The organism is Mycobacterium sp. (assembly GCF_049585075.1).
In the GTDB taxonomy this organism is placed as follows: domain Bacteria; phylum Actinomycetota; class Actinomycetes; order Mycobacteriales; family Mycobacteriaceae; genus Mycobacterium.
The window spans coordinates 1-13,443 of the sequence record NZ_JBAUZA010000354.1; the positions used below are offsets into that span (position 1 = coordinate 1).

The following is a 13,443-nucleotide window of genomic DNA, read 5'->3' on the forward strand; positions in this document are numbered from 1 at the left end:
GGACTCGCGAATGGCCACCGCACGCTACGGCAGCTACCTGCGCGCCTCCCTGCCGCCGTTCTGGCCGACAACTGATGGCGCGCAAGTACGCCAGGCGCTCGGCCGCCTGCGTGACAGCTCGAACGCGGCGCGTTCCTCAGGGGCGCTTACGCCCTATGGCACTGAATAGGGTCATGGAAAGCACCAACGCGATAGCAATGGTAATGCTGTGTAATACTGGACTATTAATGACCTTTAGTAGAATGAAGGTGCCCAATCCAATAGCCAATCCAATAGCCATGGCAACAAAATGGCGTTTTTTAGAAAGAGCCATTGATGAGTCCTTTCTCGCGAATGTGCTCCAGTATGCCCCGAGGTCGGTCGTGATGGCAGACAATGCATAGGGTCCGGGAGGATTCTTGAAAGATTCTTGGCGAGTTTCTTGCGGTCGGCGGACGTCGGCGCCGTGGGCGTAGGAGTGGCCCGGCGCCTCGGTGGCCAAAGTGTTCTTCAGCCAGTCGGTGGCACCGTCGGGTGAGGACAGCGAACCGCTTCTTGCGGCACGTCAACGGCCAAAGCCAACCACGACGCCGCAGCGACAGCATCAACTCGACCCGTTTGCTAACTGCGGTAGACGGGCGCAGCAGGGCGCTTCAGATGTGGGTTACATTGCTCGCACGAAACGCCCCTTGGCTGACCGGTACCGTCTGCACATGCTGGCAGGCCCAACCGCCGCATGTGCGGATGGCGCGAGCGGTCCGACGGCCAGGGCAAGCGCGGCGAAGCCGGCCATGACGATTTTCTTCATGCTGTCTGCGCTGCTGTTAGCGGTCGATGATGACTTCTGCGCCGTTGCCACCTGTGCACACCACGCCCGAGCCCGTCTTCGAGCAGTCCATGTTGTAGGACTCCCCGGTCACGGGTGAGTACACGTTCTGCAACAGTCCACCGTCGGGGTAGATGAAGGAGTTGCGCCAGGCGGCTCCCACATTGACGGCGAACTCACAGCTGGTCGGCCCGACGGCCACCACGTAGCCGTTGCACCTGGTGTCGGCGTGTGCCGGTGCCGGGGCCACCAGGGCGATCCCGGCGGCGACGAACGCACCGACCCCTATTGCCAGTGTCGATCTCATAACCTTTTCCTTTCGTTGGCGTGGCGGTACCCACCACCGGGGCACCGTTCTCTGCAGGGTGCGCGATGCCGTCACTGGCGCGCTTACGTTCATCGCTCTAAAGATCGCGCCGACCCCCATCCCGAGAGCACCCATAAGGCCGATCGGCCAGGGAACAAATAGCCATAAACGACTTTTCCTAGAATGGGCCACTTATGAGTCCTTTCTAACGAATGTGCTCCACCATGCGCCGAGGTCGTTCGTGGTGGCCGACAATGCGTAGGGTGCGGCAGGATTCTTGAAACATTCTTGGCGAGTTTCTTGCGGTCGGAAGCCGTCGGCGACGTAGTGGTGGGAGGATTCTTGGCGCGCCACGTTCGGCAATACCGGACGACGCGCAACCATTACGCCGCGCATGCGCGACGTCGGGACCATTGGCGCCCGGCTGCAACTGCTGGCTGCGGTGCGGTGTCAACCCATAGCCGTCGCCCCAGCCACGCCGCGCGGTTGCTCACGACGACGGCGGGGATGAACACTGCTCTAATCATGTCGTCCTCAATGTCCTTTGAGGATTGGGTGGTCCAACGGCGTCCCGTTTTCGTAGGGGTTGTTTTCGCCAAGGGGGTAGGGCCCACCGGGTGCGGTCGCACAGAAAAGGTTGTAGTGGGCGGCATAGATCGGGTTCGCGCAGTCAGCGGCAACACCGCCAGGCCAGGTGCTTACCGGGCCGGGGGACATAGCCTGGACTGGAGCTGCTGGCGGTTCAGGTAGTGGTGCCTCTACTGGCACAGGGGGTGGCGGTGGCGGTGGCGCAGCCGGTGGCAGCGCTGGCGGGGGTGCTGCCTGTACTGGCACAGGCGGCGGTGGCGCCTGCGGACCCCCCGCGCACTGGCCAGTCAGCGCACACAATCCTGCGCAGTCGGCGGCATTAGCTGCCATCCCGCCTTGACCACACGGGACTATCGCGCTGGCCGGTGCGGCCACGATCACCGGGGTGGCACCAATAGCCGCGACGGCGGCCGCTGCTGCGATAATTGCATTCCTCATTTTGTCGCTTCTTTCGTTGTGAGCGGGGCTCGGCGGCAGTTGCGCTTCTACCTGCCAAAGCTGGCAGCGCGCGAGCCTTTTAACAGAATTCGAGGGTGATCTGCCAGTAGCCGTTGCCTCCCAAGGCAGGCACTACGCGGGCACCGGGTGTGGCGTTGGAGGTTGGGCTCCACCACGCCGTGAACGGGCCGCCTAGGGTGGGGCTGGCATCGATGATGCGTCCGGTTCCGCCGAGGCCAGTGGGACGGCCATTATTCCACGCAATCCGTTGGAACGACGGCGGTGTAGGAGGTGTGCACCGCGCTTGCACCTGGTTGTAGAGCTGAGCGACGAGCTGGTCGAGATTGCTTGCGTCGCCGTCGGCCTGCGCCACTGGGGCGCAGCCGATGCCGGCCGCCAACACGGCGGGGATCACTATTGCTTTGATCACGAGCATGACAGCGGGATCGCGTTGGGGTGTCGATGATTTGATCTTCATGCTTAACCCTTCGTCGTTAGCGGCAGATCAGCCGCTAACTGAAGTTTTTCCAGAGTCGGCTTGGTGGATTCTTGGCAAGGTCCCGCGAACTGCGCGGGTCCTTCGCGGATAGCGGTTCGGGTGAGCGTGGGTTTCTGCCATCTACGCCGCCACTCGCGATACCTGTCGTTCTGATGGGCCTAGTCTGGTGAGCCTCGTTGACCTGTAGTCAGGCGGCGGAAATTAGGGCATCCGCGCAGACACGGTTGGGCGCTTGTGTCCCGATTTTATTTAGGTCAATCAGTGCGGCGAGAAGGGCCACAATTCGAGAGGTTACGGTCGTTCAAGCGCGCGTGGTGCGCCACTACTCCCCGAAAAGCGCGGGCATGGTGGCACTTCCTGCTGCGATCTTCATGGGTACATACCTCCTTCGCGAAGGCACCCCCTGCAGTTGCACGGCAAATATCGCACACATTTCGGCGAAATCGATGGGCTTAAACAAATCAATCTCACAATTTACGTGTATGACTATTTCCGAAGACGCTTCGGGCAGGTGGACTAGAGGATCAGCAGAGTTCCCGTGACGCCCGTTAGCCCTCCGGTCGATCCAGAGGAAATGCGACGGCTGGCCAAGTTCGAAATCAGCAAAGACCATGCCGGTGAATTCCATTTCTGCTGAAGACCCCAAACGGTGAGATATCGGCGCCAGCCAGGGTTACGAGTCGAAAGGCGGCGCTAAGAAGGGCATTTGAGGCGATCAAGGCACCACGCGCTCGCAGCTGCACCGCCGCAGCCCTCGCAATCGCAGGCGGCGGCGCGGTGGTGACGTTGCCGTAGGCGCCAGCCTGCCGGGCGCGCTGGTTGGCGCGCCGCTGATTAGTGGCCTTGCGTTGTCCATGATTAGGGCCGGGGCTCGTACTACCTGCGCGACCCCAGACCGTGCCTGGGAGGCCAGCCGGTCGATCTTGTTATGGCTGGAGCTCGAAGGTGAATTCGTAGCCGCAGATACTGATGTGGTCACCATCAGCGAGGGTGGCGCTGGGATGCAACCGCCGACCCTGCACCAGCAAGCCGTTGGCTGATCTGAGATCGGTGATCATGAAACTGCTTCCGGTATCGATGATTACAGCGTGATGCCGGCTGACCTCTTCGTCGTCGAGAACGATGTCATTGTCTGTCAAGCGCCCTATTCGCGTTTCTGGTGCCTGCAACGGATAGCGCCGTCCGGCTGAATCGCGCAGCCCGGCGACAGCAGACTGGCGACCGGAGGCGGTGTACGCGGTGGTGAGGGTCCGGGCGGCTGTGGTCTTGGCGACCTGTTTGATGTCCATACGCTCCTGGCGCAGGATTCGCACGTGCAAGGCCTCAACGGTCGGGCCTGGGTCGATTCCCAGTTCGTCGGCCAGCACCGTCTTCAGGCGCCGATAAGCATCCAGTGCGTCGGACTGACGTTCAGCAACGTAATAGGCGGTAATCAGCTGCGCCCACAACGGTTCATGGTAGGGGTGCTCGGCGGCAAGCTTCTCAAGTTCACCAATAACGGCGTACGAGCGTCCGCAAGCGATTTCGGCTTCGGCGCGGGCAGAGTGAACTAATACGTTGTCTTCCATCAGCGCGGTGGCGAACACCTCGACGAAAGCGAAGTCGCGTAAGTCATCAAGTACCGGCCCCCGCCATTCGGCCAGCGCGGCGGACAGGTTGCTGCTGGCCTGTTCGAACTGTCCCGCTGCGGCGGCTTCGATTCCCGCGGTCTTTTTACTGATGAAGCGATCCAGATCGCAGTCGCCGTCACTGACGCTGAGTCGATACCCCGGAGGCACGCTGGCTAACACCATGTGGGGGTCGACGCCAGCACTGCCCAATATTCGGCGCACGTTTGACACGTAGGAGTGGATGCTCGCCCGTACCGCCGGAGCCGGGGATTCATCCCAAGCGGCGTTGGCCAACGAGTCCGTACTGACCGCGCGATTGCGGTTGATTAGGAGCGCGGCCAACACCGCCCGTTGCTTCGGCGTACCCAGTGCCATCGGCGTGCCCTCTACGGTCAACAACAACGGACCAAGAAGACCGAACCCGAGACGACTACCGCCCATCGTGCTTCCAGCCCTCCAGATCATCGGCGACGTAGGCATATTGTGATGCCCCGGGACCAATTGGCGACGACGATCGGCGATTCAGCTACCCGGGCACCGTAGTGGCATCGCACACGGACCGAACGCCGGCGAAAATCCGCCAAGAATCCTCCAAGGCTTCAGCGGCAATCTTTGCGCGACCGGCCAGACGACCGGCACCAGCAATAAACCCGCGCCAGCGCAGCGCAGATACACTGGCGACGTCCGAGAGATTACGAGCCGTCACAAACCGACATCGTCCAACGCGTGCAGATTGGGAGCCGGGGCTCGCCCGACTCGGTGACTTGCGCCGGCGATCTGCCGGGCGCGGTGGGGAAAACCGCAAGCTGCGAGATGAAGATGCCGGAAGGCGTTGGGGACTTTGAGGTGGTTGCCACCGTCGCGAATGTCGACGGTGGCAACGTTGCTACGGCTTAGCCCCCGCCCTCACGAAAGAACAACTCGAGCAACACATTCAGGATCAAAACAATGGACGGGGGATGGGGATAGGTGGCGCGGGCGGCCCGATCAGCTCCGTGTCGTGTGAGTCGGGTCTGCAGGGCAAGAAGGGCACCGAGGCTCACTGCATATTCTCGCGTGATGGGCGCCATGGCGTCACTGCCAGGGTAACCGACGTTGACGGGTTGACCATAATGATCGATTACATGCCAGACCACGACTGACGACTGCTGCCAGTACACCTCGACGCAGCTCACGGTTCGCCCGAAAGGACAACCTGGTCCGCCCGGTTGGCCGCAGCGCGGTGTGCTGGGACACGGCTCAGGGCGAATCATTCTGGACCACAATAAAAGTCAAGCTCTACGACAGGTATCTTTGGCTGTCCAAGGCAGCAGCCAAGCTTTCCGTCGGCGACTGGATCGAACGGGTCTGCAACCGACGCAGACGCCATTCGGCCCTCGCTATGAAAAGCCCGGTCGACTTCGAAGACCGACTCACACAGACGGCACAAGCCGCCTGACCCTGTGTCTACCAAACGGGGTCAAGCCCAGTGTTGTTTGGTCGCTGTCACGAATGGTTTGCGACCCGTCATACAAAGGCTGCGGCTACGGGCTTGAAAGAGTCTTGGCAGATTCGCGCGCCGCGCCGATGGCCATCAGCAATGCGAAAGCTGTTGCGACGAGTGATCATGCGAGCTCAGATGATTTCAATTCCTTCACAATCGGGTGTGTGCGTGTATTCCACCCTGTTCTGGGACCTGTAGAAGACATAGCAGGGCATGTTGGTGAACTTCGGCTTTACGCCACCCTGCGCACTGCACAACCAGCCGATCGTCTGCTGGTCGGGCAGATTGTTGTACTTCTTAAGGCAAGCGTCGCAGGCGGTTTCCGTACCGTTGCGGTTTTGGTCGGTCGGCGGGGCACAGGGACGGTCTGGATCAGGGCTTCTGTCGGCATACGCCGGTGCTGCGCAGGGCAGCACCGGCGCGAACCCCAGCGCGGCCACCGCGATCTGTAAACGAATCGACCGCATCACACTCACCTCCAAACAACCTCGGCATGCGCCGGCGTGGCTGCCGGACGCGACCTTAGTAGGCCCGTTTTTGTGTCTGCGATCGCTGCATCCAGAGTCGAACGACGCCTACGGCAATGGCGATGACCGCAAACCCATACATCCACAACCCAGACGCTGGCGAGATGCCCATAAGATCGCTGGGCTTTTCGGCCGAGGTGAACCAGACGACCATCAGAGCACCGAGCAGAACGACCACCACGCTAAGCCCGATGAGGCGCCAAACCGCCAGCTGGGTTCCCGACATGGCGGGCCATGCCAAGCCCGCGGCCGCGCCCACCAGCAAGAAAACGAGTATCCGCGCAGGACCGTTGGCGTGAATCGGAGCCGCTTCCATCCCCCCCAAGCCGGTGACTACGGCATATGGGAAGAAGGTTGCGATGACGGCGAGGACGAAGCCCCCCAATAAAATCCAGGCCGTAATCGAGAGTTTGGCGGCGAAGCCCTTGGCCGCCGCGAGCCCTTCAGACGCCGTTTGAGCGCCCGCGCCCTGAGTTTGGACGCTAGGCGGCGGCCACGATGGGGGCGGTGGTGGCGGCGCACCGCTGGAGTAGTTCGGCGGAGGCGGGAAATTAGGCGGCGGCGGTGGCGGTGGCGGTGGCGATGGTGGTGGTACATCAGACCATTGCGGCGCTCCGCTGGAGTAGTTCGGCGGGTCCGGGAAATCAGGCGGAGGCGGTGGCACGGGTAGAGGCGCGGGCATCGTCGGCGCTGTAGCGGACGGAACCGGAGGTGGAGGCTGAGGCGGAACCGGAGGCGGCGGCGGCTGCGGCGGCGTGACCGGTGGTCGCGCGGCTCGCACATTCGGCTTTCGCTGACGGTGCGGTGTCCAATCCTGACCGTCCCAGTAACGCTGGGCGTTTGAGTCCTGCGGGTCGTCGTACCAGCCGGGCTGGTTGGGTGTCGCCATGGGCAGGTCCTCCCGGTTGACTGAACTGCACCCGTGCAAGGGAGAATAGCGCGGGCGTCAGTCATCAGTGATGTTTACCGGCCACTATTCTTATCTTTCTGCGGCGGCCCGTAAGCGCGTCAGCCCGGCCTGCGGCTGAATCGGTTTGGAACGACCGCCTGGTGAGCTGACTCCGCTCCCGATTCAGTCTCTGTCATCGTCTGCACTCACTGTGCTGCGGCGCATCTGAGATGCTTACGTCATTGCCGACGAAGCGCCCAAAGTGGCTGGCATCCCCGCTAGGCGGTGCCAAGATGTTCGGTGGAAACGGTGCAAACATCTAAGATCAGTGGATCCGGCACTCAGCCGTAAGTGCTTACCTGGTCGGCCAATTCGGCTTCGCCACTAACCCGTCCGGCGCAGAGAGTGCTGTTGCCGCGCAACCCACTTCTCGATCCTTCCGATCGCACCGCGGATCTCACCAAAAATGCACTTCGCTGAGACCGCCGGCGTTCAATGCGGCGAAGATCGACAATTTTCGGTGTGGCGCCTTGAGGGTGGGGTCGATTGGGAGTGCTACTCAAGCGCACTCGGCGGTTGGTGCTAGGTCGTCGGTAGCCGTTACATCGCGGCTAATGGAAGAGAAAATGTCCCAGTGGGCGGATGCGGCAGTACACTTTGACGGCCAAGCCACGCGTGTGGCGGTCGACCCAGTCATTCGGGGAGAGTGGGGTGTCCTGTGGAGCCTAAGGGATCAATTCTTCTGGTCTACTTCGTTGCCGATGAGTCCGGTTCGATGGGACGCAATATTGACGAACTCAACAATGGCTTAGCCTCGCTGCACGACGCTTTGCAACGAGAGTCGTTCGCGGCCGCCAAGATTCGATTGTCGGTGATCGGCTTTTCCGACACCGCGTTCACCTACCTTGAACCCGCCGACTTGCGTGTCCTCCAAGGGATGCCGGTGCTGACCGCCCAGAGCCTGACCTCCTATGCCGCAGCGTTCGACCAACTCGCTTATCGGATCAGCGTGGACATTCCCAGCCTGAAAGCTCAGGGATATACCGTGCATCGTCCGGCGGTGTTTTTCTTAACGGATGGCCTGCCGAACGAAAACGAAGATTGGCGTTCAGTTCGAGGCAATCTGCTGGCCCAACCTGCGGCGCCCAACATCCTTGCCTTCGGAATCGGGGATGCCGACGCGGCGGTCGTCTGCGAGCTGGCGACCAAGCCCAACTTCGCGTTCGTCGCCGCACGCGGGGTGGACGCGGGTGCGGCGATCTCCGAGTTCCTTACCTCGCTGACCCAGTCGGTGATCAGCTCTGGACAGGCCATCGCGGCCGGCTCGGCTGAACTGCAATTTGAAAAACCAGAAGGGTTTACCTTAGCCGTCGACGTCGTATAGGCCGAGTGTTCGTGAGCGCCTGGCGGAGCCGAAAACACAGGGGATCCCGCGGCAAGGAGCCCCCCGCATCAGTGCACCCGCCGACAGTCCAGCCGACAGCTCCAGCGGCTGAGCCAATAGCTGATGGCACCAACGCTTCGGCCTCTGAGGTCTCGGGAGTTGCTGAGGTCATCGGGGCTACTGTTGTCCCGCAGATCACGGTGGGATCACCCTCGCCGACGGTCGAACCGTCAGTGATCGCTACGGACTATTACTCGTTACCGTTTCGCCCCGATGTGGTCATCGATGGGTGGTCCACAAACGCCATGACCGTGCGTGGGGTGTCGCAACGCGGGCACCTGCACCGCTACAACGGCGCGCCACGGCAAGATGATTTCGCGTTGCATCATCTGCCCAACGGACGCGTGATTGTCTTTGTGGCCGACGGTGTTTCGGGGGCGCCGCAATCGCATCTCGGCGCAAGCACCGCCATCAAGCAAGCCGCCGAATGGCTGCATTCGCACCTCGGCGATGACGTCTCCAACACCGACTGGTTGGCCCTGCTCAAAAGCGCCGCGTGGGCGCTCAATGAACGAGCGCAAAGCCTTCTGGGACTTGACGTTCCCGACCCGGTGCGTGCTGAGCAGGAACTCGCGACAACTTTGGTGTGTGCGGTCATCGAGCCCACCGGCACGGATACCCTTCGCGCCTATCTGGTGAGTGCCGGCGATTCTGTTGCCTGGCTGTTGTCAGCGGGACAATTCATCGAGATTATTGGCGGCAAGTCGGTGCCAGCCGCCGGGATTGCGTCATCGGCGGTGGTTGGATTACCTCGCGTGCCAGCCGAAGTGACGCCCAAAGTGGTCGACGTGGCAATTGACGATGTCCTGTTGATCGGCACCGACGGTATCGGCGATCCCCTGGGTGCTGGGCAGGGCGGGGTAGGTGACCTGTTTCGGGAAGTGTTGACCAAGCCGTCGGTGCCTTCCCTGATCGAATTTGCCCACGCCGTGGACTTCAGCCGCGAAACCTTCGACGACGACCGGACTTTGGTCGCGGTATGGCCCAGAAAGCAAGCAGCCCACGAGACCACGGTGCCGTCGCGGAGACCCAGTGCTGTGGAAGGTCTGCAATGACGCGCCAGGTGATCCCCCGTGACAGGCTGGGTGTGCTGTCGAAGATCGGTCAGGGCGGCCAGGGCGTGGTTTACGGCGCGCCCAATGTCAAGACCAAGTTCGCCGCGTCGATGGTCTACAAGGAATACAAGGCGCAGACTTTGGCCGAGATCGATTTTGGTGCGCTGACCGCCATGCCAGCCCTGGTCGAGGAATCGCTGTCCTACGCGCAGGCCGAGCGGCTGATCTCGTTTGCCGCCTGGCCGTGTGCCCTCGTCGAAGACTCAGGAGCGCCAACGGGATTCGTGATGCCAGCCATCCACGACGAATTCTTCATCAACCTGACCACGGTCAAGGGTGTCTCGAGGACCACCGCCGAATTCCAACACCTGCTCAACCATTCCTCGGTGCTGGCGGCCCGCGGCATCACCATCGACGACGCCCAACGCTATGCGCTGCTGCGCGAAGTCGCCTCCGCCCTGGCGTTTCTGCACAAACACCGCGTGTGGGTCGGTGATATCTCACCGAAAAACCTGCTGTTCTCCCTTACCCCGCACGAAGCGGTCTATTTCATCGACTGCGACGCCATGCGCATCAACGGCGTCTCGGTGCTACGTCAGGTGGAGACACCGGGATGGGAGGCACCGCCCGGTGAGGAACTGGCCACCATCTACTCCGACACCTACAAGCTGGGCCTGCTGGCCCTGCGGCTGTTGGCCGGTGACCACGACACCAAAAATCTCCAGCACATGCCCTCGACCACACCCGGGATGCTGCGCCAAATCATCACCGACACTCTGACCAACCCGCCCCACCAACGCCCCCTACCCGAAGCCTGGACCTACGTCCTCGGCCACGCCATCGAACAAGCCCAACACCAGAAAAAAACCACACCCCCAGCACCCGCCAGCTTCGCACCCGAAGCCCCATCGACACCAGTCGTACACTCCAGACCCGCACCCCCACAATCCAAACCACCACCCCCGCCGTCACCGCCTGTCCGATCGAGCCGCCCAGCTGAGCGGCCGTATCCTCAACCGGTCGAACCGACACCAAGGTGGGAGCGCTACGCGCTCAGGGTGGTTTTGGCGCTGCTGATCGTTGCGGTCGGCGCGATCATTGCCAACGTCGCCATCAAGCGCCTCAGCCACGGAACACACGGGCCGACAACTCAAACCCCAACCGCCGAGCCAACCGCGCAACCGGCACCGCCCTCGCAGTCAACTTCCCCCCCGACTGAGCAGTACGTCAAGACGCCGTGGGGCACACGGTGTCAGGTCGCTGCGAATGAGATCATTTGCGATACATGTGAACCGGGACTCCTGCTGGATACGCCTGCGGGGGCAGATTGTCCCGGCCCGAGCCTGAATGAGACGGCGGTGGATTCGTCCGGCGCCTCACAGTCACCGCCCGTAGGTGTCATCCTCCCTGCGTCACCTAACATCCAGCAGCTGTCTGAGGGCCAGACCTATCACGTAAACGGCTGGACGATCGCAGTGAGCGGCTGGGTGCGCTTCACCAATGACGCAACTGGCCACGGAATGGCCGTCGCCGCCCAGAACCAGGACTTCTTCTGATTCGACTCTTCGAATCATCGTCAAAGATGTCGCGTAGCTAGGGTATTGGCATCGCTACGGGGCATGGCTTTCAGGCTCTGAACCATCACCCGCGCCGTTGAGCATTAGCCACCGGCTTGGTTGGCGAATCAACTGTGGGCAGGTGGATTGTTCGCTAGCATTTGCCAGCGGGGGTGCGGTGATGGAGGGCCGCGGTGGATGAGGTGGTGTTCGGGCGATACCGGCTGATCGCGTTGATCGGCGAGGGCGGCATGGGGAAGGTGTACAAGGCCCATGACACCGTGATCGGCCGCGATGTGGCGATCAAAGTGCTGCCCACCGAGCTAAGCGCCGAGCCTGGTTATCGAGAGCGGTTTCGCCGCGAGGCCCACACCGCAGCCCGGCTGACCGAGCCTCACATCATCCCGATCTATGACACCGGCGAAGTCGACGGCCAGCTGTATTTAGTGATGCCGGTCATCGACGGCATCGATGTGCAGGGTTTGCTGGCGCGTGACGGGCCGATGAGCCCGCAACGGGCCGTGCAGGTGATCGCCCAGCTGGCGGCTGCGCTGCAGGCCGCGCACGGCGTGGGGTTGGTGCATCGGGACATCAAACCGTCGAATGCGCTAGTGACCAGTGACGACTTTGTGTATCTGATCGACTTCGGTATCGCTCACGACGCTGCGGCCACCAAATTGACGAGCACCGGCATGATGATCGGCACCTGGGCCTACATGGCTCCCGAGCGCTTCAGCTCCGGCACTGCTGATGCCCGCGCTGATGTCTACGCGCTCGCATGTGTGCTCTACGAGTGCTTGACCGGTGTCCGCCCCTTCCCCGGCGACAGTATGGAACAACAGATCCGCGGCCATCTGACACTAGACCCGCCAAAACCTAGCAACCTCAATCCCGACGTTCCGGCTGACTTTGATGACGTGATTGCCACGGGCATGGCCAAAGATCCCGACCAGCGCTATCAAAGCGCCCGCGAGCTGGCCACCGCCGCACACCAAGCCCTGACTACCGCATCGCAAGACCCGCACTCAGCTCCGACCTTGCTCGCCGACTCACCGCCCCCCGCCGGTCTAGCCCAGCCACAGCCCACTGATCCCCCCTCTTCCGGGCAGCGTGAGAAGTCTGCAAAGACCCGACAGGTGATCCCACGGGACAAGCTGGGTGCGCTGACGAAGATTGGTCAGGGTGGGCAGGGGGTGGTTTATCGCGCGCCTAACGTGAAGACCAAGTTCGCGGCTTCGATGGTGTACAAGGAATACAAGGCCCAAACTCGCGCCGGAATCGACTTCACCGCACTAGCCGCCATGCCCGCACTGGTCGAGGAATCGCTGTCTTACGCCCAGGCTGAACGGCTGATCTCGTTTGCGGCTTGGCCCTGTGCCATCGTCGAAGATAACTGCGCACCAACGGGATTCGTGATGCCAGCCATCCCCGACGAATTCTTCATCGACCTGACCACGGTCAAGGGCGTTTCGAGAGCCACTGCCGAATTTCAGCACCTGCTTAATCATTCCTCGGTGCTGGCGGCGCGGGCCATTAACATCGATGATGCCCAACGCTATTCGTTGTTGCGTGAGGTCGCCTCTGAGCTGGCGTTCATGCACAAACATGGTGTGTGCGTAGGCGATATCTCACCAAAGAACCTTCTGTTCGCCCTGTCCCCGCATGAAGCAGCCTATTTCATCGACTGCGACGCCATGCGCATCAACGGCGTCTCGGCGCTGCCTCAAGTGGAGACCCCGGGATGGGAGGCACCGCCCGGTGAGGACCTGGCCACCATCTATTCCGACACCTACAAGCTGGGGCTGCTGTCCCTGCGGCTGTTGGCCGGTGACCACGACACCAAAAATCTCCAGCACATGCCCTCGACCACACCCGGGATGCTGCGCCAAATCATCACTGACACTCTGACCAACCCGCCCCACCAACGCCCCCTACCCGAAGCCTGGACCTACGTCCTCGGCCACGCCATCGAACAAGCTAAGCATCACCAAAAGGCCACAGCCGCAGCGCATGTCAGCGTTGCACCTGATGCGCCACCTACACCAGTCCTGCACTCTCGACCACCGGTCGCTCCCTCGAGGCCACCGCCACCACCGCCGCCACCGGTCGCGCATTCCAGGCCGCCGGCCAGTGTCCCAAGAGCTGCGCCGCCGCCCCCGGACGCGCCGCGACGAATGTCGGGCGCAGTTTGGACCGGTGTGATCACAGGAGCCGCCGTCATCATCGCAGTTGTGGCGATTGC

11 protein-coding genes and 1 pseudogene are annotated in these 13,443 nt (G+C 62.0%); 7 read left to right on the plus strand and 5 right to left on the minus strand.

All coding sequences use genetic code 11. The annotated features are described in order from the left end of the window. Positions 1-169 (plus strand): hypothetical protein (locus WB785_RS16580; protein WP_424080413.1); only part of this gene is annotated, 169 nt, incomplete at its 5' end. Between the two features lie 634 nt (positions 170-803). On the opposite strand, the gene WB785_RS16585 is transcribed toward WB785_RS16580, so the two are convergent. From WB785_RS16585 to WB785_RS16595, 3 genes are all read right to left on the minus strand, one after another. Next, the gene (locus tag WB785_RS16585; protein ID WP_424080404.1) at positions 804-1,112 is read right to left on the minus strand and encodes a hypothetical protein; all 309 of its coding nucleotides are present in this window, start codon (positions 1,110-1,112) and stop codon (positions 804-806) included. A gap of 1,105 nt (positions 1,113-2,217) precedes the next feature. Next, entirely contained in the window at positions 2,218-2,616 is a 399-nt protein-coding gene (locus WB785_RS16590; RefSeq protein WP_424080405.1) for a hypothetical protein, read from the minus strand. A 947-nt stretch (positions 2,617-3,563) separates the two neighbouring features. Then, positions 3,564-4,688: a BTAD domain-containing putative transcriptional regulator gene (locus tag WB785_RS16595; protein ID WP_424080406.1), complete on the minus strand. Its 1,125-nt coding sequence runs from the start codon at positions 4,686-4,688 to the stop codon at positions 3,564-3,566. Between the two features lie 273 nt (positions 4,689-4,961). Between WB785_RS16595 and WB785_RS16600 the strand changes: the two genes are divergently transcribed. Both WB785_RS16600 and WB785_RS16605 read left to right on the plus strand, forming a co-directional pair. Next, positions 4,962-5,144 carry a DUF4333 domain-containing protein gene (locus WB785_RS16600; RefSeq protein WP_424080414.1) on the plus strand — a complete coding sequence of 61 codons (183 nt, stop codon included), beginning with the start codon at positions 4,962-4,964 and terminating at the stop codon, positions 5,142-5,144. 14 nt (positions 5,145-5,158) lie between these two features. After that, positions 5,159-5,389: pseudogene (locus WB785_RS16605) on the plus strand (DUF4333 domain-containing protein); the annotation flags it as partial. Positions 5,390-5,861: 472 nt separating this feature from the next. Here WB785_RS16605 and WB785_RS16610 read toward each other — a convergent pair. Together WB785_RS16610 and WB785_RS16615 are read right to left on the minus strand one after the other, a co-directional pair. Next, on the minus strand, positions 5,862-6,197 hold the full coding sequence (locus WB785_RS16610; RefSeq protein WP_424080407.1) for a hypothetical protein: 336 nt from the start codon (positions 6,195-6,197) through the stop codon (positions 5,862-5,864). Between the two features lie 55 nt (positions 6,198-6,252). Beyond that, positions 6,253-7,146: a DUF2510 domain-containing protein gene (locus WB785_RS16615; protein ID WP_424080408.1), complete on the minus strand. Its 894-nt coding sequence runs from the start codon at positions 7,144-7,146 to the stop codon at positions 6,253-6,255. Between the two features lie 775 nt (positions 7,147-7,921). On the opposite strand from WB785_RS16615, the gene WB785_RS16620 reads away from it, so the two are divergent. From WB785_RS16620 to WB785_RS16635, 4 genes are all read left to right on the plus strand, one after another. Beyond that, positions 7,922-8,530, plus strand: a complete 609-nt coding sequence (locus WB785_RS16620) for a vWA domain-containing protein (RefSeq protein WP_424080409.1) — start codon at positions 7,922-7,924, stop codon at positions 8,528-8,530. Positions 8,531-8,835: 305 nt separating this feature from the next. After that, the gene (locus tag WB785_RS16625) at positions 8,836-9,645 is read left to right on the plus strand and encodes a protein phosphatase 2C domain-containing protein (protein ID WP_424080410.1); all 810 of its coding nucleotides are present in this window, start codon (positions 8,836-8,838) and stop codon (positions 9,643-9,645) included. Next, positions 9,642-11,201, plus strand: coding sequence for a hypothetical protein (locus WB785_RS16630; RefSeq protein WP_424080411.1), 1,560 nt, complete (start codon positions 9,642-9,644; stop codon positions 11,199-11,201). Before WB785_RS16625 ends, WB785_RS16630 begins: the two co-directional genes overlap by 4 nt. 194 nt (positions 11,202-11,395) lie before the next feature. Then, positions 11,396-13,443 (plus strand): protein kinase domain-containing protein (locus WB785_RS16635; RefSeq protein ID WP_424080412.1); only part of this gene is annotated, 2,048 nt, incomplete at its 3' end.